Origin of the sequence: Corynebacterium sp. zg254 (assembly GCF_024701495.1) — a bacterium.
Classification (GTDB): domain Bacteria; phylum Actinomycetota; class Actinomycetes; order Mycobacteriales; family Mycobacteriaceae; genus Corynebacterium; species Corynebacterium zhongnanshanii.
On sequence record NZ_WIAR01000002.1, the window covers coordinates 246641 to 271364 of the forward strand.

20 protein-coding genes are annotated in these 24724 nt (G+C 62.9%); 2 read left to right on the forward strand and 18 right to left on the reverse strand.

Translation table 11 applies throughout. The features are described 5' to 3' along the window. Positions 1 to 30 precede the first annotated feature (30 nt). On the forward strand, positions 31 to 1071 hold the full coding sequence (locus GC425_RS06760; protein ID WP_151842971.1) for an ADP-ribosylglycohydrolase family protein: 1041 nt from the start codon (positions 31 to 33) through the stop codon (positions 1069 to 1071). Positions 1072 to 1078: 7 nt separating this feature from the next. Here the strand turns inward: GC425_RS06760 and holA are convergent, their stop codons facing one another. The 7 genes from holA to nadD all read right to left on the reverse strand — a co-directional run bounded on the left by holA (position 1079) and on the right by nadD (position 8158). Then, positions 1079 to 2077, reverse strand: a complete 999-nt coding sequence (holA, locus tag GC425_RS06765) for a DNA polymerase III subunit delta (protein ID WP_151844460.1) — start codon at positions 2075 to 2077, stop codon at positions 1079 to 1081. Positions 2078 to 2085: 8 nt separating this feature from the next. After that, on the reverse strand, positions 2086 to 4137 hold the full coding sequence (locus GC425_RS06770) for a ComEC/Rec2 family competence protein (protein WP_151844461.1): 2052 nt from the start codon (positions 4135 to 4137) through the stop codon (positions 2086 to 2088). After that, positions 4130 to 5011 carry a helix-hairpin-helix domain-containing protein gene (locus tag GC425_RS06775; protein ID WP_151844462.1) on the reverse strand — a complete coding sequence of 294 codons (882 nt, stop codon included), beginning with the start codon at positions 5009 to 5011 and terminating at the stop codon, positions 4130 to 4132. The genes GC425_RS06770 and GC425_RS06775 overlap by 8 nt, the downstream gene beginning before the upstream one ends. 105 nt (positions 5012 to 5116) lie before the next feature. Further along, the gene (locus GC425_RS06780) at positions 5117 to 6196 is read right to left on the reverse strand and encodes a DegV family protein (protein ID WP_151844463.1); all 1080 of its coding nucleotides are present in this window, start codon (positions 6194 to 6196) and stop codon (positions 5117 to 5119) included. Then, a complete protein-coding gene (locus GC425_RS06785; RefSeq protein WP_151844464.1) occupies positions 6193 to 6966 on the reverse strand; it encodes a histidine phosphatase family protein in 774 nt (257 codons plus the stop codon). Before GC425_RS06785 ends, GC425_RS06780 begins: the two co-directional genes overlap by 4 nt. Before the next feature lie 5 nt (positions 6967 to 6971). Beyond that, positions 6972 to 7445, reverse strand: a complete 474-nt coding sequence (gene rsfS / locus GC425_RS06790) for a ribosome silencing factor (RefSeq protein ID WP_151842965.1) — start codon at positions 7443 to 7445, stop codon at positions 6972 to 6974. 83 nt (positions 7446 to 7528) lie between these two features. Then, positions 7529 to 8158 (reverse strand): nicotinate-nucleotide adenylyltransferase, encoded by a 630-nt coding sequence (gene nadD, locus GC425_RS06795; RefSeq protein ID WP_151842964.1) that lies wholly within the window; start codon positions 8156 to 8158, stop codon positions 7529 to 7531. 166 nt (positions 8159 to 8324) lie between these two features. Here nadD and GC425_RS06800 point away from each other — a divergent pair, with 166 nt between their 5' ends. Continuing rightward, positions 8325 to 9254, forward strand: a complete 930-nt coding sequence (locus GC425_RS06800) for a YwiC-like family protein (protein ID WP_151844465.1) — start codon at positions 8325 to 8327, stop codon at positions 9252 to 9254. A 27-nt stretch (positions 9255 to 9281) separates the two neighbouring features. Here the strand turns inward: GC425_RS06800 and GC425_RS06805 are convergent, their stop codons facing one another. The 11 genes from GC425_RS06805 to GC425_RS06855 form a co-directional block, all read right to left on the reverse strand. Continuing rightward, on the reverse strand, positions 9282 to 10571 hold the full coding sequence (locus GC425_RS06805; protein WP_151844466.1) for a glutamate-5-semialdehyde dehydrogenase: 1290 nt from the start codon (positions 10569 to 10571) through the stop codon (positions 9282 to 9284). Positions 10572 to 10601: 30 nt separating this feature from the next. Further along, complete coding sequence (gene proB / locus GC425_RS06810; protein WP_374707644.1) at positions 10602 to 11732, reverse strand: glutamate 5-kinase; 1131 nt, start codon at positions 11730 to 11732, stop codon at positions 10602 to 10604. A gap of 198 nt (positions 11733 to 11930) precedes the next feature. Continuing rightward, positions 11931 to 13448, reverse strand: coding sequence for a GTPase ObgE (gene obgE / locus GC425_RS06815; RefSeq protein WP_151844468.1), 1518 nt, complete (start codon positions 13446 to 13448; stop codon positions 11931 to 11933). A 170-nt stretch (positions 13449 to 13618) separates the two neighbouring features. Continuing rightward, entirely contained in the window at positions 13619 to 13885 is a 267-nt protein-coding gene (gene rpmA / locus GC425_RS06820) for a 50S ribosomal protein L27 (protein ID WP_151842959.1), read from the reverse strand. 41 nt (positions 13886 to 13926) lie between these two features. Further along, complete coding sequence (gene rplU / locus GC425_RS06825) at positions 13927 to 14229, reverse strand: 50S ribosomal protein L21 (RefSeq protein WP_151842958.1); 303 nt, start codon at positions 14227 to 14229, stop codon at positions 13927 to 13929. 238 nt (positions 14230 to 14467) lie between these two features. Next, positions 14468 to 17641 (reverse strand): Rne/Rng family ribonuclease, encoded by a 3174-nt coding sequence (locus tag GC425_RS06830; RefSeq protein WP_231699757.1) that lies wholly within the window; start codon positions 17639 to 17641, stop codon positions 14468 to 14470. Between the two features lie 292 nt (positions 17642 to 17933). Next, entirely contained in the window at positions 17934 to 19061 is a 1128-nt protein-coding gene (locus GC425_RS06835; RefSeq protein ID WP_151842956.1) for an inositol-3-phosphate synthase, read from the reverse strand. 202 nt (positions 19062 to 19263) lie between these two features. Beyond that, complete coding sequence (ndk, locus tag GC425_RS06840; protein ID WP_151842955.1) at positions 19264 to 19674, reverse strand: nucleoside-diphosphate kinase; 411 nt, start codon at positions 19672 to 19674, stop codon at positions 19264 to 19266. Positions 19675 to 19730: 56 nt separating this feature from the next. Further along, positions 19731 to 20204, reverse strand: coding sequence for a DUF4233 domain-containing protein (locus GC425_RS06845; RefSeq protein ID WP_151844470.1), 474 nt, complete (start codon positions 20202 to 20204; stop codon positions 19731 to 19733). A gap of 61 nt (positions 20205 to 20265) precedes the next feature. Then, complete coding sequence (locus GC425_RS06850; RefSeq protein ID WP_151844471.1) at positions 20266 to 21909, reverse strand: folylpolyglutamate synthase/dihydrofolate synthase family protein; 1644 nt, start codon at positions 21907 to 21909, stop codon at positions 20266 to 20268. Then, complete coding sequence (locus GC425_RS06855) at positions 21906 to 24653, reverse strand: valine--tRNA ligase (RefSeq protein WP_257822840.1); 2748 nt, start codon at positions 24651 to 24653, stop codon at positions 21906 to 21908. The genes GC425_RS06850 and GC425_RS06855 overlap by 4 nt, the downstream gene beginning before the upstream one ends. Between the last annotated feature and the right edge of the window lie 71 nt (positions 24654 to 24724).

Here is a 24724-nt window from a genome sequence, read left to right on the forward strand (position 1 = left end):
TCACCACTTTTTCAGGAGAGTTAGTTTCCCATGAAGGCTCGTTTCCGCTCCGCCCTGTTCGGTACCGCGTTGGGCGATGCGTGGGGATACCCCTACCAACTGCCTCCCCAGCCCGAATCCACCCCACTGCCAGAAAAACTCATCATCAGCGATGACACGCAGATGACCTTGGCTCTGGCCGCCGCGATGCGCACAATCGACGAAGACAAGCTCGAGCGCCAAGCGGGTATGGAAACCATCGGCACGCACTTCGTGGCCTACCACCGCGACCCGGACTACGACCGCTTCCCCGGCGCATCCAACACCGAGTCCCTGGAGCGCCTGGAAGAAGTCGGCATCGATCACTGGTGGGATGCCGCCACCCACTCCGGCGGTTCCGGAGCAGTGATGCGCGTGGCAGCCAGCGCACTGCTGGCCCCTGTGAATGAAGGCGTGGGCTGGTCCGTATTGCAGGCCATGCTGACCCACGACTCCGGCGTATCGCGCGCCTCAGCTGCGGTGGCCGCCGCTGCACTGCTCACCGAATCCGATTGTGACCTGCTGGAAACGGCGTCCGGCCTTGCTGGTGATGCATTCTTCGACGCCGACGAGCTGCTCACCTCCGAGGAAAAGTCCGACATTCTGAAGGACCTGAACGAGGCACTCATCCGTGACCTCACGGGCCCCGACGTGCCACTCATCGAGTTGGTTGAGCGCGCCAAGGAATGCCGCAAATACCTCACACCGTTCCTGGAGAAGGGCGACTTCGAGGAGCTTTACCGTTCCAGCCGGAAGTTCACGCAGATCCTCGGCCGAGGATGGGACGCCGGTTCGTGCACCGTCACGTCCCTGCTGCTGTCCCAGTTGTATCTGGATCACCGCGATCAGTACGCACCGCACGACTTCCTGCATGTGGCGGTGAACTGGTCCGGTAACCGCAATACGCGCGGCTCCCTGACGGGCGCGATGCTCGGGGCACACCTCGACGGTGGCGTGGACACGTGGGAAGAAACCCGCTCGTACGCCTTCGAGAACCGTTATGACGAGGCCATTCACGCTGGTGTGTGGCGCGGATTCGGTTCCAAGTTCTAGTCCCTGCTCAGCGCGTCCCGCCGCGCTGAGCCACCAGACGGGCAAGCGTGATCACACCGTGTTCCAGCGCATAGTCCGCGCTGGCGCTCCCGCCCTTCACACCGGCGTCCAACTCGGCGAGGATCTGCACCGCGCGGGCCACCATGGCCGGGGTCCAGTGGCGCGCCGTTTTGATGGTGCGGTCGAGTTGCCAGGGGGCCATCCCAAACCGTGACGCGTCCCGGCGCGAGTCAATCCGTCCTGCCCCCACCACCTTGGCGATACCGCTGACGTTCCGGTTTAATGCTGCGGAGATCATCACGGGGCTTTCCCCCAGTTGAAGCGCACGCCGCGTCAGAGACGCTGCTGCGGCCACATTGCCCACCACGGCGTAATCGGCAATGTCGAAGCCCGTGACCTCTGCCTTGCCTGTGTAGTAGCGCTTCACCGCTGCCGTATCGATGGATCCATTGGTATCGGCGACGAGCTGGCTGACAGCGCTCGCCAGCTCGCGAAGGTCGCTTCCCACCACCTCCAGCAACAGTTGGACCACATCGGGTGAGACCCGCGTGCCATGCCTGCGGAACTCCTGGTCCACAAAAGCCTGCTTCTCCCGGGGCCGCAGCTCTGCGGCCTCGTGCATCTGTGCGCCCATCCCCGCCCAGGTCTGCACCATCTTCTTGTTCCGGCCGGTCCCCTTGTGGATGATGATCAGCACCATACCCGGGACCGGCTGCTCCATCGCTGCGGTGATGAACCCCAAGGGTTCTTTACCGCAATCCTCCACGCCATGAATCACGATGATCCTGCTGTCGGAGAACAGCGAGGGGCTCAGCAATTCCGCGAGTACACCGGGATCCACCTCATTGGCCTTGAATGTTTCCACCGGGATATGGGGATCCTGTTCATAGGAACGAGTGGCGTCGACGATCTCCTGCCGGCGTCGTTCTGCCAAGAATTCGTCAGCACCCGCAATGACATGAATGGGTGCCGGGGGCTGAGCGGCCGAGCGCGATGGTGAAGGCATGGTGTCCATCATTCCACAAGGCGCACGCCATCTCGGCACGGGTAGAGCACGGGGATGCCCTGGGGGTTGAGCGTGGGACGGCCATAGCTCTTACCGCAGGTGCGATCGATGATGACATCCGCCGCAGGTGGTTGCACCCGAAGTGTCTGCGTGTCGTCGTGGGTTTCGACCACACGCAGCCCGCGCACATCCACTCGCTCCGGCACGGACCACTGTTCTGGGGCGTCCGTGGGGCTCACCAGAGTGACACTTCCCCAGCGGAATACTCCCGCGCTCACCACCAGCGTCATCCCCAGCGCCCACGGTGCCCACCAGGAGCGCCTGTACCTGATGAGTGCCATGGTGACTGCGATCCCCGCCAGCATGCACAGCATAGACACGGTTCCCGCTGGAGCTTCCACATGTGGGCAGCGCGCAAGGCTCCGCCCCACCCCTTGAATCCACCAGCCACCTGGGACAGCAGCAAGCCCCGCGACGAGCACCAGCCCATGCAGCAGCGCACCCACAACAGGCACCGCTGCCACGCTGACCCACAATGCTCCCAACAGCGCAAGAAGCAGACCACACACGGTCACGATCGGCACAGCCCAGCTGACAAGGACATTAGCGGGAATAGCGACCACAGACATGCGACCGGTCATGTGCATAATAACCGGAGCGGTGACCACGTCCGCAGCGGCCGAGACCATCACCATGCGCACCAGCATCGCGTGCCACAGCGGTGGGCGCTTATGAAAACGGCGTTCCATATAGCGCCACCATCGCCACAGCACAGCTCGGGACCACCAGGGACCCAGGATCACGATGCCGACCGTCGCCACCATGGAGAGCACGAAGCCGTAGTTCACAGACAACCCTGGGTCCCACCACAGCAACCCCAAGACCGCCCAGCATGCGGTCGCCACGATGTCGCGCCACAGTGCGGTGGCCACCGCCACCAAGCCGATGCTTCCCATCACGGCTGCGCGTAACACGCTGGGCTCAGGACCCACCAGCAACACGAAGCCGGCGAGCGCCAATGCGGCCGCCGCCAGGCGCGTCCATCTGCCAGCGCCGCACATGCTCGCCACCATCATGGCCGTGGCCATGACGATGGCGCAATTCGCACCACTGACCGCGCTCAGGTGACTTAAGCCCGTCGCTACAAAATCTTCGCGGAGCTCCTGCGGTTGCATAGTGGTATCGCCCACCACCATGCCGGGCACCACATCCCCAGTATCCCCCGGCATGGCTTCGGAGGCCGCCACCAGCCCAGAGCGGAGCCAGTACGTCACGGCCCACACCCCGCGCGGATCCTCCACCGAATTGATGGAGCGCGTGGCCCGCAGTGTCACGGGGATCATGCCTGCGCGCGTCCGTGAACGTGTCTCTGCCGCCTGGCCCGCCACCTGGCTCGCCTGTTGCACCCGAAAAGCCACATCGATCCTCTGTCCAGGCCGCAGGTCCTGCGCAGCCCCACCCGGCCCGTGTGCGTGCACCGCAGAGAAGAACAGCGGCACCGTCCCCAACCCCTCAATTCGGACGGAAACCATCACGCCCGTGCTCGTCAGTGGCTTCGGCATCCCGGCCACGGCCACGATCCCCGTATGCGTGTGCGGGTACGTGTTCACGTGCGAGCTCGGGTGCGCGTGCGTCACCGATTCCCGCACCAGCGGGTGCCGTTCGATCACATGCATGCGCGCGGCACAACTGGCAGACAGGGCTCCGGCCACGAAGGCCGCGGCACCCAGCATCACCAGACTCGCCTGAATCCGCTCCTTCCGGCGCACCGCCTGTGCACCGCGCGGTGAGCTCCGTCGCAGGTAAGCGAAGGCGCCCATGGACAGAACCATCACGCAGACACACACCCCGGCGATCCACATCGCGCGCTCCACCACCGTGAGCGCCACCGCGGCCCAGCTCGCCACGGCCACGGGCAGCAGACGCAGGTCCCTCCCTCTGCGGGAGGCGATGGCTTCCGGGGAAAATGGGTCGCGCTCCGCGGCCTGCTGCGGCGTCATCGCAACTGTGGCGATGGGTACTCCCAGCAGTCCTGTGCGCCGGATCCAGTGTTTAACCAATGCTCACGGACCCCTTGATCGCATCGAATTTGGCGGGCCCAATCCCCTTGACTTCCAGGAGTTGTTCCACGGATGCGAAGCGGCCGTTGGCTTCCCGCCAGGCGATGATGGCCCGGGCCGTGGAGGGCCCCACACCTTGTAGGGTTTGAAGCTGCGCCTCGGTGGCTGTGTTTAAGTTAATCGTGCCGCCTGGTCCTACTCCCACACCACCGCCCGCAGTACCAGACCCAGCCGCCGGCGCCACTTCCCCAGGCGCGCGCACCAAGCTATCCACCACCGTCGAACCGTGATCATCGACCACGATCTGCATCCCATCGCTAATCCTGGCGGCCAGGTTAATCGCCACGATATTCGCCCCCGGCACAGTTCCCCCAGCAGCATCAATGGCCTCCCCCACCCGCGTGCTGGGATCCAGACGCAGCAGGCCAGGATGCGCCACCATCCCTTGAATACTCACCACCGCCGGCCCCGCGGCCCTCTCCGCGGTCGCGATCGTGTCCGTTTTATCCGACGCCCCCACCGCCGCCGAATCCTGCCCTGCCGTGGAGTTCCGCGCATCAGCGCTCACCGTGGCACTACTGGCAGTGCCACCAGCCGTGTCCTGTCCCGCCGGGGCAAGCTGTCCCCACTGAGACACTCCCCCTGCCTCTGGCTCAGATGGCTCCCCGCCCATGACTTTAAGTCCCAGCACGATCCCCACAGCCACCGTGGCCACAGCCACCACAACAATCAAGGCTTTAGCCGACCGAGGGTGAAGGGCCGTTCGAGTTTCTACATCAACAGTCTGAACGTCATGCTCCGCCATCGGCTGGACGAATGACTCGATTCTTTCCTGGATGGCGCGCAGCGTAGCGGATGAAGGTTGTGCTCCCATACCTCAGGACGATGCCATACAGTGGTGTGCCGTGGCGTCGGTCATTATGAGGATCCCTCCAGGAAAGCCCTGGACCCTGTGGATAACTCACGGGGTGTGGAAAACTCAGAGCTCGTCGACCGCCTCAGGCTGCATCACCACACTGGGAGTGCGTGCATCCAGCACCAGCGCAATCGCCACCGCGCCGGGGCCCGTGTGCGTACTCAGCACTGGCGGAATAGTCACCACATCCACCACAACCTCAAGCTGGCTGTTAGCCTGGGTCATCTCCTCCACCATCGCATCGATCCGCTCCTTGAGCTCCACAGCCACCTCCGTGGCCTCTTCGGTGTGGATCGCAATCCGCGCGCTGCGGGGCGCATCCAACAGATTCAGGGCCTCCAGGCGCGCCGCGGCGGTCCTTTCCTTCAGCGCCTCCGCGGGATTCCAGGCGGTGTCCGGGTTCTCCTGGTCTGCGTCCGACTTCTTGGGGTTCACGATGTCCAGCATCGCCTTCGTCTTCGTGCGATGACGCGCCTTGACCTCGTCATGGTGCTCGTCCTTGGCCCTCGCGGTGGCGGCACGCACGGCCTCCAGCGCGCCGGGCAGGATCTTTTCCTGCAGCAGATCGATAATCCTGTCCAGCGCCTTGGACTGCGTACGGGCCTTGGACGCCACGGACAACTTGCCCTCCTCCAGCTGAAACACCGGGCGGGTGGCCAGCGTGGTGGTCAGCAAGGATTGACCCGTGGACAGCCGGCCACCCTTGCGCAGCGCCTCCACGCGGGGGACATACAGCCACAGGGATGCGTGATCGATGACGTCGCGCGCAGTCTGGGCAACCTCCTCGAGGCTTGCCCCCTCTCGCGCCTTGAGCGCCGCGGCAACGGCCGCATACCCCAGGACCATGCCGGCGCTCTGCGAATCAATCACCTGCACCTTCTCCTCGAAGATCGCCGCGGCCGTCTCCGCGTTGCTCCACGTGGCCGAAAGCTCCTTCGACAAGTGCAGCGCCACCACCCCGTCGTCACCACCGCGTTCCAGCAGGCGCGCATATGCCGCGGTGAGCTCTAACTGGCCCAAGCCAGCGGTGGTTGCATCTGCCCCCTCGCCGGACAGATGCAGCGGAAGGACCGTGATCTCCGCGTCCTCGGCCATGGTGGCCGGCAGGCAGCTGGAGGTATCCGTGACAACGTAGACGGTCATTGAGACTCCCCTTCATCAGGGTTGGATGTGCCCACGCTGCCGTGGGCCAGCTCCGTCATCGACGCGCTGATGTTCCACCCTTCGAGGTGCCAGGCCGGCGAGCTGAACCACTCTGGGTCCGCCGACGGCACGAGGGGTACGGTGGAACCGTCAATGGCCGGTGGGCTGGTCTGCCCGGGAGCACTGGTCAGCTGCGGACGGGCCAGCAGTTGGGACCAGTGCACGTTGCCCAGTCCGGAGAAAATCTGAACATGGCTGAGCGGCAGGCCCAACAACCGTGCGGTGAGCGCGCCGATGGTCCCGCCGTGAGCAACCATCACCACCAGGCCCCCATCGCCGAAGGCCTCGGAGTGCATCACGTCGTTAACCAGGGAGAAGGCGCGTTCAGCGACCTGGACGCGGCTTTCTCCGCCGGGTGGTGCCCACTGGGGGTCGTGGCGCCAATACGCCCGTTGTCCTGGGTAATCCCGGTCGATCTCGGCGTGGCTCGCCCCCTGCCAGCGCCCCAGATCTGTCTCCCGCAGACGTGGGTCGGTCGTCAGGGGCGTTCCCCACCCGCTGGCGAGAATCTCCGCCGTCTCCCGTGCCCGGACGAGGTCGCTGGAGATGACTGCGGAGACGTCCCAATCCTTTAATACCTCCGACGCCTGGCGCACCTGCTGACGACCCCGCTCCGACAGTTCGGTGTCCAGCTGGCCCTGCATCCGGCCCGTCGCGTTGTATTCAGTCTGCCCGTGACGGACGAGCACGAGTCGACGCTCACCCTTCATGGTGTCTAGAGCTCGTCCGTGTCCGGGGTGGGGCCTGCCAGTGGGAGGTCGTCCACGCTGGTGGCGTCCAGGATGTCGATGGAGGTGTCGTCAGACCACACCTCGGAGCGCTCTACCTGCTCCACGCCCTCGACCTCGATCTGTGGGGCGTCTGCCCACAGGCGGTCCAGGGCGTAGAACTCACGTTCCTGCTTGCGCTGGACGTGCACAACGATGGAGCCGTAGTCCAGCAGAACCCAGTGGCCTTCGCCGCGGCCTTCGCGGCGGGTGGGCTTGAAGCCTTCGTCGGACAGCTGATCTTCCACTTCGTCAACGATGGCGTTGACCTGGCGTTCGTTGTCACCGGAGGCAACAACGAAGCAGTCGGTAATGGCGAGGCGCTGGGAGACGTCGATCACCAGGATGTCTTCAGCGAGCTTGTCGGAGGCGGCGCGTGCGGCGATGCCTGCGATGTGGATAGATTCTGCGGTGGCAGTCAAATGGGTCAGCCTTTCGAAGCGGCAGGTGTTGTATAAGGAATCTTCACGCACTATGGTAGCGCACGTACCTGCGTGTGATGTATCTAGCGCGTGCTGTACATGCCGTGTTTTGCGATGTACTGGACCACCCCGTCGGGCACGAGGTACCACACGGGCCGCCCCTCGGCGGCGCGTTGGCGTATGTCGGTGGAGCTGATGGCCATCGCGGGGATTTCCACGAGGCGCAGCCGCCCTTCGCGTAGCTCGTGGTGCAGTGGGGTTTCCGGGGCGTCGGGGTCGTTGGGGTCAACGGTCGGCAGTTCGTAGCCCGGCCGGGTCACGCCGATGAAGTTGGCGAGATCAAACATGTTTTCCCAGTCGCGCCAGGTCACGATCTTATCCAGGGCGTCCGCTCCGGTGATGAAGAACAGTTCCGCGTCCGGGTGGATGGCTCGGATGTCCCGGAGGGTGTCAATGGTGAAGGTGTCCCCCTCGCGGTCGATGTCCACGCGCGAGGTTTCAAAGCGGGGGTTGCTGGCCGTGGCGATGACGGTCATGAGGTAGCGGTCTTCGGCTGGGGAGACGCGAAGGCTCTTCTTCTGCCACGGCTGCCCGGTAGGCACGTAGTAGACGAGGTCCAGGTCGAAGAGGTCTGCTACTTCGCTTCCTGCAACAAGGTGCCCGTTGTGGATGGGGTCGAATGTTCCGCCCATGATCCCGATTCGACTGCGCATCGCACCTTCCTAAACATGCCTCTCATATGCTACTTTAAGTGGGTCTGACATAATCACACTCACTTGTCCGCCCGTGGCTACTCGCGCCACCCGCGTCATAAGAAGTAACTGTATCTGATTCCCAGGCCTCACACCTGGGAACAGGTCATCCAGGAGCATGTTGCACATGAGACCCTCAGCCACCGCTCGCACCTCAACGAACACTTCCACGGACGCACACCGTCGGCGTCGACCCGCGAAACGCTCCGCACGTCGTGGCATCAACCCGTGGGTCCCCAATCAGCACGGCGCCTGGGCCATGCTCATCGTGCCCATCCTCGTCGGCTTCATCACTGGCATCACCACCAGCCCTGACCTCGGCAATCCCGTCCGCTGGCTCCTCTGGCTCGCCATCATGACCGCCTGGGTGCTCGGCTACTTCACCTTCTTCGCCTTCGGCCTGTGGTTCAAAACCTCCTCGCCCGCGCGCAAGAAAACTTACGCCACTCCCCTCGTGACCTACGGCGCCATCACCGCCGTGGCAGCGCTCAGCGCACTCGTCATCATGCCGAGCCTGCTCTGGTGGGCGATCGCCTTCCTACCCCTGGTCACGATCGCCCTGGTGGAAATCTATCGTCGTCGGCCGAGAAGCGTGGCGTCGGGTATCTCCACGACCCTGGCGAGTTCCCTGCTCTATCCCGTCATGGTCAGTGCGGGTGGTAGCGTCCCCCTCCCCCAATTTTTTTCCGACGCCCAGCCCGACATCTGGACAGCCACCGCCATGATCGCCCTGTATTTCACCGGCACGATCTTCTATGTTAAATCCATCATCCGCGAGAAAGGAAACGCCCGATTCTATCGCGTATCCATGGGCTATCACTGGCTCGCGCTGGCGTTAGCGCTGGTCATGAGCGCGTATTCGCTCACGCGAACGGGCTACCAGTGGATGCCGGCGCTGGGGCTGATCGTGATGACGCTGTCTCTGGCACGCGCGATCACGGTTCCCCCGCAGGCCGCGGCTAACCCAAAAAAATGGACCCCAAAGTTCGCAGGAATGAAGGAAATGCCCTATGTTCTCCTGCTCACTCTGGGGTGTGGACTCACTCTCGTGGCCTAGCGCTGAGTGAGCCCGAGCGGGCGCGCGTTATGGGCGTACCTGGCCGTTACCGCTGACAACCCACTTCGTGGAGGTCAGCTCCGGCAAGCCCATCGGTCCACGAGCGTGGAGCTTCTGAGTGGAAATACCGATCTCTGCTCCAAAGCCGAACATCTCGCCATCCGTCCACGCGGTGGAGGTGTTGATGGAGATAGCGGCCGCGTCCACAAAAGTCTCGAAGTAGCGCGTGACCTCGTAGCTTTGCGCGGAGATTCCCTCAGTGTGCTTCGTGGAGAACGTGCGGATGTGCTTCACGGCATCCTCCACACCGTCCACGATCGCCACCGCAATGTCGAAGCTCAGGTACTCATCGGTCCAGTCGGACTCCTCGGCCTGCACCACGTTGTCAGCCAGGGAATCCAGCTGGTCCTTCTCGCCGTGCAGGGTCACACCCGCGTCCTGGAGGGCAGCAAGAACGCGCTTCTTGTCCTCGTCCGGCAGGGCAGCATCCAGCAACAGGGTCTCCGTGGCGTTGCAGACAGAGCAGCGTCGGGTCTTACCGTTGATCACCAGCTCGATGGCCTCATCCACCTTGGCCGAGGCGTCGATGTAGAAGTGGCACTTACCGGTTCCGGTCTCGATGGTAGGAACGGTGGCACCCGTCACCACGGCGTTGATCAGGCCTGCACCTCCGCGTGGGATCACCAGATCCACCAGGCCGCGGGCGGTGATCAGATCCTGCACCGAGTCGTGCGTCTCGCACGGCAGCAGCTGCACAATCTCGCGCGGGTAACCCTGGGACTCGGCCACGTTCTGGAGGATCTCCACCAACTTCTCGTTCGTGTGGCGCGCGGACTTCGAACCACGCAGCAGCGGAACATTGCCGGACTTAATGGCAAGGCCGAAGGCGTCCACGGTCACGTTCGGGCGAGCCTCGTAGACCATGCCCATCACACCCAGCGGCACGCGCACCTGCTTGAGCTGCAGGCCATTCGGGCGGGTGGATCCGCGAACGATCTCACCCACGGGATCAGCCAGGCCCACCACCTGGCGCAGACCTCCGGCGATGCCCTGGATGCGAGCCTCGTCCAATGCCAGGCGGTCAATGAGGGACTCGGCGAAACCGCGCTCGCGGCCAGCGGCGATGTCCTTCTCGTTAGCTTCGAGAACCTCAGCGGAGTGAGATTCCAGAGCGTCCGCGGCAGCAGTAAGAAGCTCGTTCTTCTGCACCGTCGATAGCAGAACCGTTTGGCTTACCTCTTGAGCCTTCTCGGCCTTGGCCAACACCTCCGCACGTTCAGCTTCACGTTCAGGGGACAGATTCTGTGTATCAGTCATAATTCAACAGTCTACCGAAAAGTAGATGTTCTATCGGAGGACCTGGCGATTGGAGTAGGTGGACATGTAGTCAGCATGGACCGCTGGGCGCTGGGCAAAGTCCGGCAATTCACTGGTGGGCTTACCGATCATGCCGTCCATCATGCTGGCATCATAGGCCGCCTCACCGCGACCCACCAGGGCACCGTCAGGGCCGATTATTTCCACAATCTGACCCTGCTCAAAACTTCCCTCTACCTTGGTGATTCCCACAGGAAGCAGGGACTTGTGATTTTCAGCGATGGCCTTCACCGCGCCGGCGTCCACGTGCAGACGGCCTGCGGTATCCGCCGCATACAGCACCCAGAACTTCCACGCGCTCAGGCGATCCTGGTCGGGCCAGAAACAGGTTCCCACATCAGCACCGTCCAGCGCAGCACCGATGTTTTCCGTGGAGGTCAGCAGCACAGGCACACCCGCTCGAGAGGCCAGACGCGCAGCGGTCACCTTCGCGGCCATGCCGCCGGTACCCAGGCGTCCGCCATCTCCTGCCGCAACCCCCTGCAAGTCCTTGGCAGACTTCACTTCTGCGATAAAACGCGCTCCTGGCTCGACGGGGTTGCGGTCATACAGGCCATCCACGTCACTGAGCAGCACCAGCGCATCAGCGAAGGCCAGGTGGGACACCAGCGCCGCCAGGCGATCGTTATCACCAAAGCGCATTTCGGACGTGGCCACCGTATCGTTCTCATTCACGATAGGCACGGCCTTCAGCTGGCGCAGTCGATCAATGGTGCGCTGCGCATTACGGGCACGGTCACGCTCAGACGCATCCGCCGCGGTGAGCAACACCTGGCCAATAGTGCGGCCATAGCGGGCGAAACTACGCGCCCACTCCTGAGCCAACAGCACCTGACCTACAGAGGCCGCGGCCTGCTTCGTCGCCAAGTCCGTTGGCCTCTGGTTGAGCTGCAGTGGACCCATGCCGCAGGCCACCGCACCAGAGGAGACCACAATCAAATCGGTACCCTTGTCCATGCGCGCCTCAAGGGCGTCGGCAATAGTATCGATACGCGCAGGATTGACCAAGCCATCCGCATCGGTCAAGGACGACGATCCAATCTTCACCACCAAACGGCGCGCGTGGGAGATATCACGGCGAACATCGGAGCTATGCCCCATCGCAGGATCTTCAGGATCCGCCTCGGGCTCCGGGAACTCAATCGTGGTGGCCGGAACCACCGGGCCTGGCTCATGCACCGTACTATCCACATAAGACGGTACGGGATCCGTCAGGTGCGATCGATCCTCACTATTTCCGTTATTCGCAGAAGACATGCACACCATTATGCCAGTGGCACTATACCCTGCGCAGAAAGATTAGCCTTCCCAACGTTGAGTATCGGCCACCTCGTCATCGTCGTAGCGCACTTCGTCGATCAGGCCACGACGGACCTGGGAGGCACGCTTACGCTCCTGCGCAGAGCTTCGGGTGTTCTGCTCCAGACGCTGGTCGGTTCCGCGCCCAGAACGCATCAAATCCACACCCGCGGCCGTCTGCGGATCCCACTCGAAGGTGATCTCCCCGATGGTCACCTCGGAGCCCTCCTGGGCACCGGCCTTGTACAGCTCGTCCTCCACCCCGGCCTTGGCCAGGCGATCCGCAAGGTAACCGATCGCTTCGTCGTTCTCGAAGTCGGTCTGGCGCACCCAGCGCTCCACCTTCTCGCCCGTGACCACGAATGCGTCCGGGAACTCCGGGTCCTTGGCAACCTCGAAGTCCGCAAAGCGTCCGCCGCGCTTGCCACGAACTCCCTTCGGCGTGATGACCTGCGCAGGTTTCGCAGAAACCATGGGGTGGTTCTTGCGGTGTTCCTTCACGATCTCCAGCAGCGCAAACGTCAGTTCCTTCAAGCCGCGCCGCGCCACCGTGGAGATGCGGAAGATCGGCCAACCGAACTCCTTCAGCTCCTCTTCCTGAAGCTCTACCATCTCTTCGGCCTCGGGAATGTCCAGCTTGTTGAGGATGATCACGCGGGGGCGTTCGCTCAAGTCACCCAGGCCGGAATCAGTGGCCAGTTCGGACTGGTAGCTCGCCAGCTCGTGCTCCAGGGCCTTGATGTCATCCACCGGGTTGCGGTCGGACTCCAGGTTCGCTGCATCCACCACGTGGGCCAGCACGGCGGTGCGCTCAATGTGCCGCAGGAAGTCCAGGCCCAGCCCCTTGCCCTGGGAGGCTCCCGGGATCAGCCCCGGAACGTCCGCAATGGTGAATACCTCGTGGCCCTGATGGACCACGCCCAGGTTCGGCGCGAGCGTGGTAAAAGGGTAATCTGCAATCTTCGGCTTCGCCGCGGACAGCACGGAAATCAGCGAGCTCTTCCCCGCCGACGGGAATCCTACAAGCCCCACGTCCGCCATGGACTTCAGCTCCAGCGTGATGTCCTTGACCTCGCCGGGCTCCCCCAGCAGGGCGAATCCTGGCGCCTTTCGGGATTTCGACGCCAGCGCGGCATTACCCAGGCCTCCATGCCCACCCTCGGCGACGATCATCCGGGTACCCATGCCCGTCAAATCGGCGAGCACCTCGCCACGGGAATCCAAGACCACGGTTCCCTCCGGAACCTGGAGCACCAGGTCCTCTCCGCGGGCGCCGTGACGGTGGTCGCCTGCGCCGTTATTACCGCGCTTGGACTTAATGTGCGGGTGGAAGTGGAAATCCAGCAGGGTGTGTACCTGGGGGGACACTTCCAGGATGATGTCGCCGCCGTGTCCTCCGTTGCCGCCGTCTGGGCCACCTAGAGGCACGAACTTCTCGCGGCGGACGGATGCACATCCATGTCCGCCGTCGCCGGCCTGCAGGTGCAGAACGACTCGGTCAACAAACTGAGGTGACATGGTTTTCCTTTCGAGGAGCACTTGAGGAGCACTCTAGGAGGGGTGGACGGCACGGCGCTAATGCGCCGTGCCTAGCTGCGGCAGTGGTTATGACAAAACCCGCGGATCCGGCCGCTTCCATACTAATGGTCAGCGTCCGTGTCCGCGGGTTAGGTGTGAACCGTGAGGCTTTAGGCCTCAGCAGCCTCGCTTTCAACGATGTTCACCAGTCGACGGTTACGACGAGTGGAGAACTGAACAGCGCCGGCCTTCAGTGCGAACAGAGTATCGTCTCCGCCGCGACCAACGTTCTCACCTGGGTGGAAAGAGGTTCCGCGCTGACGGATCAAGATCTCGCCTGCCTTAACCTGCTGACCGCCGAAGCGCTTCACACCGAGACGCTTGGACTCGGAGTCACGACCGTTGTTGGAGCTGGAAGCACCCTTCTTGTGTGCCATGTGTCTCTCCCTCCTTAGGAAGAAAAAGTGTCTCGGTTATCTTACTTGATACCGGTTACCTTCAGGACCGTGAGGGCCTGGCGGTGGCCGAAGCGGCGCTTGTAACCAGTCTTGTTGCGGTAGTGCATGCCGCGGATCTTTGGTCCACGGACATGCTCTACGATTTCGGCGTTCACGCTTGCGGACGCGAGCTTGTCACCAGTGGTGACGTTAGCGCCATCAACGACGAGAACCGGGGTCAGAGCCACGGACGAACCTGGCTCACCCTCGATCTTCTCGACCTTAACGAGGTCACCTTCGGCAACCTTGTACTGCTTTCCGCCGGTCTTGACGATCGCGTACATGTAGGGCTACCCCTTTTTTTCTCAAATCGGCTCAGGACGTTCCAGCACTCGGGTGTGAGCTCCTGGCGCGTCCTGACTGGACTAACTTACTTTTCACGGCGTCCATTCCCGGCACGATTGAGATGTATCGGAAGCAACCATGTCCGATCACATGATTGTTCTTCGCGCGTGGAATGAACAGCGACGTGTAAACACTACCTGCTGGGGAGCATAAAACAAAATCCTCCCCAGGCGTGTGTTACTTGCTTCGACGCACTACTCTCCGCACGCGGCGGCGAGTACCCGTCTGGGCCTTTTTCTGAGGCGCTTTCTCCTCTGCGTCAGCTGGCTTTTCAGCGGCCGGCTTCTCCTCAACTGGCTTGTGAGCAGCCTGTTTTTCAGCGGCCGGCTTTTCCGCTGCACCGGAAGACTTGGCCGTGGTGTGCTTGCGCACAACCCTGCGCCGACGCCCGCGCGAGCCACCACCTGCCGAGGTCTGCTCAGGCTCCTGGTGCCCGGAGCCCTGCTTCTTCTCAGGCGCTGGCACAGGCTCCGCGTCCTCGAAGTCCTCCCGGCGCGGCGCTACATCGGAACGAGAGTTGCCGCGGGTGCGGCGCTGGCGACGAGGAGACTGTTCGAAAATCCTCTTCGCTTCCTCGTACGTGAGCACGGCGTCGGACCCATAATCGGTCTGCGCATCCCTCGCCGAACCATCATCGTCACGTCCGTGCCCCTCGACGGTGGATTCGGACGTGGATTCTGCGGGTTCGGCGTGGCTACGGACCACACGACGAGTTCGACGCCCGCCGCGCCTCGTCCCACGTTTCTTCGCGCCCGACGTTTCCTCATCAGCGGATGCAGACGCGTTCGACTCGGACGGAGCGACGTAGTCAGCGCCCGATGGCTCATCCGGGTCGTCACGATCAGCGATGGACACCGCGCGCTCCACGATGGAGTGCACGTCATCGTCAGAGGCGTCCCGCCTGCGCGTGTCACGCTCAGACTCTCCCTGCGAGTCCTCGCGTGCCGCGGCCCGCTCCTCACGCTCCCGCTGCTGACGCTTCGCCTGCTGACGCTCCTTGCGGTTGCCGTGATCGCGACGGTGACCACGGTCCTGGTCCGCGTCCTCCTCATGATCCACGGGGTCGGCATGGATGATGATGCCGCGGCCCTCGCACGCCTCACAGACGGTAGAGAAGGTCTCCAGCAAGCCCGTGCCCTGGCGCTTACGGGTGATCTGCACCAGACCCAGGGACGTCACCTCGCCCACCTTGTGATGGGTGCGGTCGCGTCCCAAGTACTCGGTCAGGCGGCGCAGCACCAAGTCCTGGTTTTCCTCCAGGACCATATCGATGAAGTCCACCACGATCATTCCGCCGATATCGCGCAGGCGCATCTGGCGAACGATCTCCTCGGCGGCCTCCAGGTTGTTCTGGGTGAGGGTTTCCTCCAAGTCACCGCCACGGCCCACGAAGCTACCGGTGTTCACGTCGATCACGGTCATTGCCTCGGTGCGGTCAATGATCAAGTGCCCGCCGGACGGCAGCCACACCTTGCGTGCCAGCGCCTTGGTGAGCTGCTCATCCAAGTGCAGAGCTGCGAAGACATCCTCGCCGCCGTGCTGGGCAGGATTCCACTTCCGCACGCGCTTCTTCAACTCGGGCGCCAAGCGGTGGACATAATCCCGCACGGTTTTCCAGGACTTCTCGCCGTCCACCAACAGCTCGCTGAAGTCCTCGTTGAAGATGTCGCGGACAACCTTGATGAGCATATTCGGCTCTTCGTACAGAGCCACTGGCTGGCCGTTTTTGTTCTCGCGGGCCTTCTTCTCCTCGTGGGTCACGCGCTGCCAGATCTCGTGGAGACGGTTCACATCCTCGGCGATCTGTTCTTCCGTCACGTTTTCCGCGGCGGTGCGGATGATCGCGCCGCCTGGCTCCGGGACGACCTTGCTCAAGATGCTCTTGAGACGACGCCGCTCATCTTCAGGCAGCTTGCGGCTAATGCCGGCGGTGGTGCCGCCCGGGAAGTACACCAGGTAGCGTCCAGCAAAGCTGATACGGCTGGTCAGGCGAGCACCCTTGTGGCCCAACGGATCCTTGATGACCTGAACCAGGATGTGGTCGCCGGGCTGCAGGGCCTGCTCGATCTTGCGGCTCTTGGAGTGCAGGTGATCGAGGTGCCAGTTGAGCTCGCTGGCGTAGAGCACAGCATTTCGCCCGGTGCCGATGTCGATGAAGGCGGCTTCCATGCTGCCCAAAACATTTTGCACTCGGCCGAGGTAGACGTTACCCACCATGGAGTTCTGCGTCTCACTGGTCACAAAGTGTTCCACCAGCATGCCATCTTCCACCACGCCAACCTGGGTTGTCAGGCCCTCGCGATCGGTGCGGTGCGAATCCCGAACCACCATCTGACGTTCCACAGACTCACGGCGCGCCAGGAACTCTGAGCGGCTCACCGTGCGCTTCTGGCCACGGTTCTCCGCCCTCCACTTGCGCTGAGATTCCAGGCGGGTGGAGCGCTTCAGGCGTACTGGCTCGTCCACCACGTCGGACTCATCCCGTTCGGCTGGGTGCAGCTGGTCAGACTTCTTGGCCGCAGCCTTTTTCGCTGCGGGCTTTGGCGCAGGCTTCGGCGCCGGTTTCGGTGCCGAGGTTTTTGCCCCTGACGACTTCTTCTCGTTCTTCTCGGTGGACTTCTTCGCAGTCGTCTTCTTCGTAGTGGACTTCTTCGCTGCAGTTTTCTGTGCAGCCTCGCGAGGCTCCTCGTCGGACTCAGCGTCCTCGGCGCTCTCAGCACTAGCGGCACGGGCGGAGCCCACTCGGCGCACAACCCTGCGCACACGCCGCCGCGTAGCACGTGGCGCGCTGTCCTGCTCGCCTTCGAACTCGCCGTCTCTCTCGGCCTCTCCCCCGTCGCTCTCGTCCTCACTTTCGGTAGGAACGTCCTCCAACGGAGCGCCCGCGACGGGAGATGATTCCTCCGCAGCCTCCTCTTCCTGAGGTACTTCAGCCTGGGACTCCGCAGGCTTCTCAGCGTCGCGCTGATTCTCCTGGGGCTCCTCCTCGGCTTCCGCCTCCGGCTCCGCTTCAGCCTTTGTCTCTGGCTTAGGCTTCGCCTTCGTCCGCGGCTTCGCCTTGGCCTTGGTCTGCTTCTTCGGCTTCGCCTGTGGCTTAGCCTCAGCCTTAACCTCAGCCTTCTCACCATCACCAGCAGCGGCCGCCGCGTCCAACAGTTGGATGATCTGCTCCCGCGTCACTGCGGACATTGGCTTTTTGCCAGTCACCCCCACGGACGCAAACATCTCAGCCAACTCGGCCGAACGCACGCCCAACTGTCGCGCAATAGCGTGGACGCGTTCCTTCTCTGCAATGGTGTCTCTATGTAGTTCTGCGGCTGCTGCCGCGAATTCCGGGCTAAAAGTCGCCACGATTCTCCTTGAAAAAGTTCTTTAATGTAGTCACGTCTTGATCCGGCGGCGGCATCGTCGTTGTGCGCCACGCGGCATCTCCCCCATTGTGTCACAATTTGTCTCCCCACCAATGCTTCCCTCACCCCGTGTGCGTGATTGCGCCCTCCCACGCAATAAATATACGACGCCCACCTCTCACCCCATCACCTCACACAGTCACCATCACTACCCCATTGTGATGGACCGCTGTGCGAAGTCCCCCGGGTGAGAGGAACGGGCGGCGTCCCTCCCCTAGGCCTGACCAGCCCTGTTACGCGTCCGCGATGAAGCTTTCCAGCTGTGCGCGGGCGTTGGTGTCCTCCAACTGGATCGGTGGGGACTTCATCAGGTAGCTGGACGCCGGATCCACTGGTCCGCCGATGCCACGGTCCTTGGCGATTTTCGCGGCGCGGATGGCGTCGATGATAATTCCCGCGGAGTTCGGGGAATCCCACACCTCCAGCTTGTACTCCAGGTTCAGTGGCACGTTACCGAAGGCAGTGCCCTCCAGGCGGACATAGGCCCACTTGCGGTCATCCAGCCACTCCACGTAGTCCGAGGGGCCGATGTGCACGTTGCGGTCCTCCTTCTTGCCCGCCAGCGGGGATTCCTGAAGGTTGCTGGTCACGGCCTGGGTCTTGGAGACCTTCTTGGACTCCAGACGGTCACGGTCCAGCATGTTCTTGAAGTCCATGTTGCCACCGACGTTCAGCTGCATGGTGCGGTCCAGGCGCACGCCGCGGTCCTCGAACAAGCGCGCGAGAACACGGTGGGTGATGGTGGCGCCCACCTGGCTCTTGATGTCGTCACCAACGATCGGCACACCGGCGCTGCGGAACTTCTCTGCCCATTCTGGGTCGGAGGCGATGAACACGGGCAGGGCGTTGACGAATGCCACGCCAGCGTCGAGAGCGGCCTGGGCATACGCCTTGTCCGCTTCCTCGGAGCCCACGGGGAGGTAGGAGACCAGCACGTCAACCTCTGCATCGCGCAGGGCCTGTGCCACGTCCACTGGCTCTTCGGCAGATTCCTCGACGACCTCGCGGTAGTGCTTGCCCAGGCCGTCGTGGGTGGGGCCACGCTGGACGGTCACGCCCAGGGGAGGAACATCGCAGATGCGGATGGTGCAGTTGGTGGGGGCAAGACGGGCCTCGGCCAGGTCCTTGCCCACCTTGGCGGAGTCCACATCGAACGCTGCCACGAACTCCACGTCCCCCACGTGGTAGTCGCCGAAGCGAACGTGCATCAGGCCAGGAACCTTCTCATCGTCCGGAGTGTTCTTGTAGAACTCCACTCCCTCGATCAGGGACGTTGCACAGTTACCCACGCCGGCGATCGCCACGCGAATTGGGCGACGAGCTGCGGCGCTTTTGTTTTCAGAAACTTGTTCAGTAGCCATAGATCCTCACCTTAGACCTGATGGCGCGGCAAACCGAGCGGCATTTTTTCCTTATCGATTTAGAAGAACCCCCGAATGTGGGTAACGGATGTCTGGGTCGGGTGCGCAGGCTCACAGACAAAGCGGGCCCAGCAGAACATTCTGCTGGGCCCGCTGTCAGGCTGCCGCGACACGCGGCGTGGGACTTACCGCGACGAGCGGCTTAGAGGTTTGGGAACCAGATGGCGATCTCACGCTCTGCGGACTCTGGGGAGTCAGAGCCGTGAACAACGTTCTCACCCACGGTCAGGGCGAAGTCACCACGGATGGTGCCTGGGGTTGCCTTGGCCACTGGGTCGGTGCCACCAGCCAGCTGACGCCATGCGTCGATGGCGCGCTCGCCTTCCACGATGCCCGCTACCAGCGGTGCGGAGGTGATGAAGTCAACCAGCTCGCCGAAGAAAGGCTTGTCGGAGTGCTCAGCGTAGTGCTTCTCAGCGGTCTCACGGTCAGCGGTGCGCAGGTCCAGCTCCACGAGCTTCAGGCCCTTGCGCTCGATGCGGGCGATGATCTCGCCTACGTGACCGTTCTTGACACCATCTGGCTTGATCAGGATTAGGGTACGTTCAGTCATAATCACAAATAGTACACGAGGCGGCACATACCCCGGCTACACATGCTGCGTTCCGGCTACACGTGCTGCGCAGGCAGCAGCCCTCGGCGCATGCGCTCCTTCATGTTGCGACGCAAGTGGTAGATGTACCACCACGTTGCGGCGAACAGCAGCCCCACAAATCCCATCGATGGGTGGACAAAGAACCCGGCCACGGCAAGGACCTGCAGACCGATGTTGACAGGATCAGCCCACTTGGCTCTCTGGATGAACGCCGCCAGGATCATGAGCACACCCAGAACGGACACATAGGTCACCTTCACAGTGGTGGCATTCACGTCCGGTTCCACGCGGGTAATCACCGTAAGGACCAGCAGGATCACAATCGCCTCCAGGATGTGCGCACCAGCCATCACGCCACGCACTCCCTTCATCGGGTCGTTTTCCAGCTCGTGACCTGGGCCGAGCGGACCCATCTGCGCGTCGTCTGGCCGCGCCGCAGACCCCTGGGGCTCCTGAGCAGGGCCCTCGGGCTTGTTGTGTTCCTTCATCTCACAGGACCTTTCTTCTTGTGCCTACACCACACCGGTCTCACGCACACGCCGGAGCGATCTACGCGGGCTCCTTGCCAAACAAGGTACGCGCTTCCCCAGCGGTCACCACACTGCCCGTGATGAGCACACCCGAACCAGCAACCATGCCATCGGCATCATCTTCGGCCAACTCCGTTGCCAATTCCACAGCGCCCACCAAGTTGGAGGCTACGTGGACGCGTTCCTCACCCATCACATCGCGCGCATACTCCGCCAGGGTGTCCACGTCCAGTGCGCGGGGCGACTGCGGCTGTGTCACCACCAGCTCGTCCAGCACGGGCTCCAACGCCGACAGGATTCCATAAGCGTCCTTGTCGCCGAGCACTCCCACCACGCCCACCAGGCGTCGGAAATCAAAATCGCGGGACATCGCCGCAGCCAGCGCGGTGGCGCCGTGGGGGTTGTGCGTGGCGTCGATGAACACGCTCGGCGCGGAACGCACCCGCTCCAAGCGCCCCGGCGACTGCACCTGGGCAAAGCCTTCGCGCACCGTGTTCGGGTCCAGCTGCCGCTCAGCGCCGGCACCGAAAAACGCCTCGACCGCAGCAAGGGCCACCGCCGCGTTGCGAGCCTGGTGCTCGCCGGACAGCGGCACGAAGATGTCCTCGTACACACCACCCAGGCCGCGCAGCACCAGCGACTGGCCGCCCACCGCAATGGAGGAGCTCACCACACCAAACTCCTGACCCGCACGAGCCACCGCGGAATCCTTCTCCACGGCCTCCGTCAGCAGCACAGTCATGACCTCTGGCTCTTGCTCTGCAATCACCGTCACATTATCCGGGGGACTCAGCAGGTCGTCCTTATTCCACCGGGACTTGATGATCCCGGCTTTCTCACCGGCGATCTGCTCCAGTGTGTCGCCAAGGTAATCGGTATGGTCCAGGCCAATCGGCGTGATCACCGCAACGTCTGCGTTGACCACGTTCGTGGCGTCCCATCGACCGCCCATGCCGGTTTCCACCACGGCAACATCCACCGGCGCATCGGCGAAGCACGTGTACGCCAGCGCCACCAGCACCTCAAACTTGGACATCTGGGGGCTGCCCTGCTCCGCGGAGCGCGCGTCGACCATCTCCACGAAGGGCTTGATCTCGCGCCAGGCGTTGATGTAGTCCTCCGGGTGAACGGGCTGGCCGTCCACGGCGATGCGCTCGGTCACCAGCTGAAGGTGCGGGCTGGTGGTCCGTCCGGTTCGGCGATGGAAGGCCCGCAGCAGGGACTCGATCATCCGCACGGTGGACGTTTTCCCGTTCGTGCCCGCAACGTGGATCACGGGAAACGCGCGCTCGGGGTGCCCCAGCAGGTCCATGAGCATCTCCACCCGCTCCAGGGTGGGGTCGATCTTCGTCTCTGGCCATCGCTGGTCCAGCTCCGCCTCGACGTGGGCCAATTCCTCCAGGATCTGCGGGGTGATGGGCCGTGCCGGGAGGGCCTGGTGATCGTGATCATCATCGACGCCGAAGTTCTTGTCTCCCGCAGCGTCGATGGGAAGGGACAGCCCCGAGCTGTCGAGGGATACCTCCCCTACTCCGTCCAGGCCCACTGATTCACTTCCCAGGCCTTCCGTGTCCACACCCTCCGACGCCACCTCGTTGCGAGAGTCTAGCCCCTCGCTATCGCCCTGGGCGTGCGGGTCGTTGCCGGTGCTGTGTTCGCTCATGCTTGTGGTAGCTCTTCCAGACGGGAGGTGATACGGGCAAACTCTTCCTGCGCGATCTTCTGACGCTCCTTGATTCCCTCCACGACCTTTTCGGGAGCGTTAGCCAAGAAGCCCTCATTGCTGAGCTTCTTTGCAGCGTTGTCCAGCTCCTTTTGTGCCGCAGCGAGGTCCTTCTCCAGGCGCTTGCGTTCGGCGGCCACATCCACGGTTCCGGAGGTATCCAGCTGAACCTCGATGGTGGCCTGGGACAGCCTCACCTCGATGGAGGCGGTGGCCGCGAATCCCTCGTCGGGCTCTTCCAGGCGAACGATCGAGCGGACTGCTGGCTCGAACTCCTCCAGGTCAGCTGCCGCAAAGTCCAGCATCGCTGGCACCTTTTGGGTGGGCTTCACGCCCTGGTCGGAACGGAAGCGACGCAGTTCGGTGACGAGCTTATCCACGTCAGCCATCCGGCGGATGGCGTCCTGATCCACCTCGGCACCGCCGTTGGTGAGGTCGCTATCAGGCCATGGTGCGACCACCAGAGATTCTGGGTAGCCGTCCACGCCGTGCGTGAGTGCGGTCCAGAGAGTCTCCGTGACGAACGGCATGGCTGGGTGCAGCAGGCGCAGTACTGTGTCCAGCACGCGGCCGAGCACCAGCTGGGTGTTGATGCCGCGGGCCTTCTCGGCCTCCGAGGCCTCGTCCCAGTTGCGTGGGATCTGCACCTTCGCGATCTCCAGGTACCAGTCGCAGAACTCGCCCCAGGCGAAGCGGTACAGGTTCTCGTTGGCCAGGGAGAACTCGTAGCGATCCAGTGCGTTATCCACCAGCGCGCGCACAGACTCCAGCCGGTCCAGGATCCAGCGGTCGGCACCCGTCAGGGCCTCGCGCTCTGGCAGGTCACCCACCTGGGCGCCGTTCATCAGCGCGAACTTGGTGGCGTTGTAGAGCTTCGTGGCGAAGTTTCGGGACGACTGTGCGGAGTCTTCACCTACCGGGAGGTCGGAGCCAGGGTTGGCGCCGCGGGCCAGGGTGAAGCGCAGGGCATCCGCACCATAGTTCTCCACCCAGTCCATTGGGTTGATGCCATTGCCCAGGGACTTGGACATCTTGCGTCCCTTTTCGTCGCGCACCAAGCCGTGCAGGAAAATGTCCTTGAAAGGAATCTGCGGACGGCCATCCCTGTCCACGGAGGGGATTCCTGGAATGGTGTTGGCCAACGGAGAGTCCTTCAAGGTGTCTGCGAAGGTGGCAAACATCATCATGCGCGCAACCCAGAAGAACAAGATGTCGTATCCGGTGACCAGCACAGAGACCGGGTAGAATTTCTGCAAGTCCTCGGTACTTGCTGGCCAACCCATCGTGGAGAACGGCCACAGTGCCGAGGAGAACCAGGTATCCAGCACGTCCTCGTCCTGGACCCAGCCTTCCCCTGTCGGTGGCTCGTCATCGGGTCCGCAGCACACTACTTCGCCGTCCGGTCCGTACCAGATCGGGATGCGGTGACCCCACCACAGCTGACGCGAGATGCACCAGTCGTGCATGTCATCCACCCAGTCAAACCAGCGAGGCTCCTGGGACGCCGGGTAAATGGTCGAGTCGCCCGAGCGGATAGCCTCGGCGGACATCGTGGCGAGCTTCTCCACCTTCACGAACCACTGCTCCGACAGGCGTGGTTCGATTGCCTCACCCGAACGCTCGGAGTGGCCCACGGAGTGCACGTAGGGGAACTTTCGTTCCACGATGCGGCCCTGCTCCTCCAATGCCAGGCGGATCTTCTCGCGGGCTTCGTAGCGATCCATGCCATCGAACTGCGTACCCGTGTCCGTGATGTGTCCCGTGGCATCCAAGATCACCGGCATGTCGAGATCGTGGCGCTGTCCCAGGGCGAAGTCGTTCGGGTCGTGAGCCGGGGTGATCTTCACGGCACCCGTTCCGAACTCAGGGTCTACATAGTCGTCCGCCACAACGATCATCTTTCGATCCGGCAAGAACGGGTGATCCAGGGTGGTTCCCACCAGGTCCGCGTAGCGCTCATCCTCTGGGTGCACGGCAACGGCCACGTCACCCAGCATGGTTTCCACACGGGTGGTGGCCACGATGACATGAGGCTCATTGTCGTTTAAGGAACCGTAGCGGATAGAGACCAATTCGCCCTCGTCATCGGAGTACACCACCTCGATATCGGAGATGGCGGTCTGGAGAACCGGCGACCAGTTCACCAGACGATGTGCTCGGTAAATCAGGCCTTCGTCATACAGGGCCTTAAACATGGTCTGAACAGCCCGGGACAATCCCTCATCCAGCGTGAAGCGTTCCCGGGACCAGTCCACGGAGTCACCAATGGCACGCATCTGGTTCTGAATGACATTGCCGTAATCGTGCTTCCACTCCCAGACGCGGTCCACGAAGGCCTCGCGCCCCAGGTCAAAGCGGTCTGTGCCCTCGTTCTCCTTCAGGCTTGCCTCAACCTTGGTTTGCGTGGCGATACCTGCGTGGTCGGAGCCCGGCAGCCACAGCACCTCGAAGCCCTGCATACGCTTGCGGCGCGCCATGGCGTCCATCAACGTGTGGTCCAGGGCGTGCCCCATGTGCAATTGTCCCGTCACATTTGGCGGTGGCAGCACAATGGAAAAGGGAGGTTTGGAACTACCGGCATCCGCCGTGAAATAACCAGCGTCGACCCACCGCTTATACAGCGTTGATTCCACCGCCGAAGGCTCCCAGGCCTTCGGCAACTGAGCAGATCGATCGGCACCCATCACGGCGCCGGCTGGCGTTTCTGGAACTGGAGAATTCTTAGAGTCATTCACACCTAGCCAGTGTAGTAGAC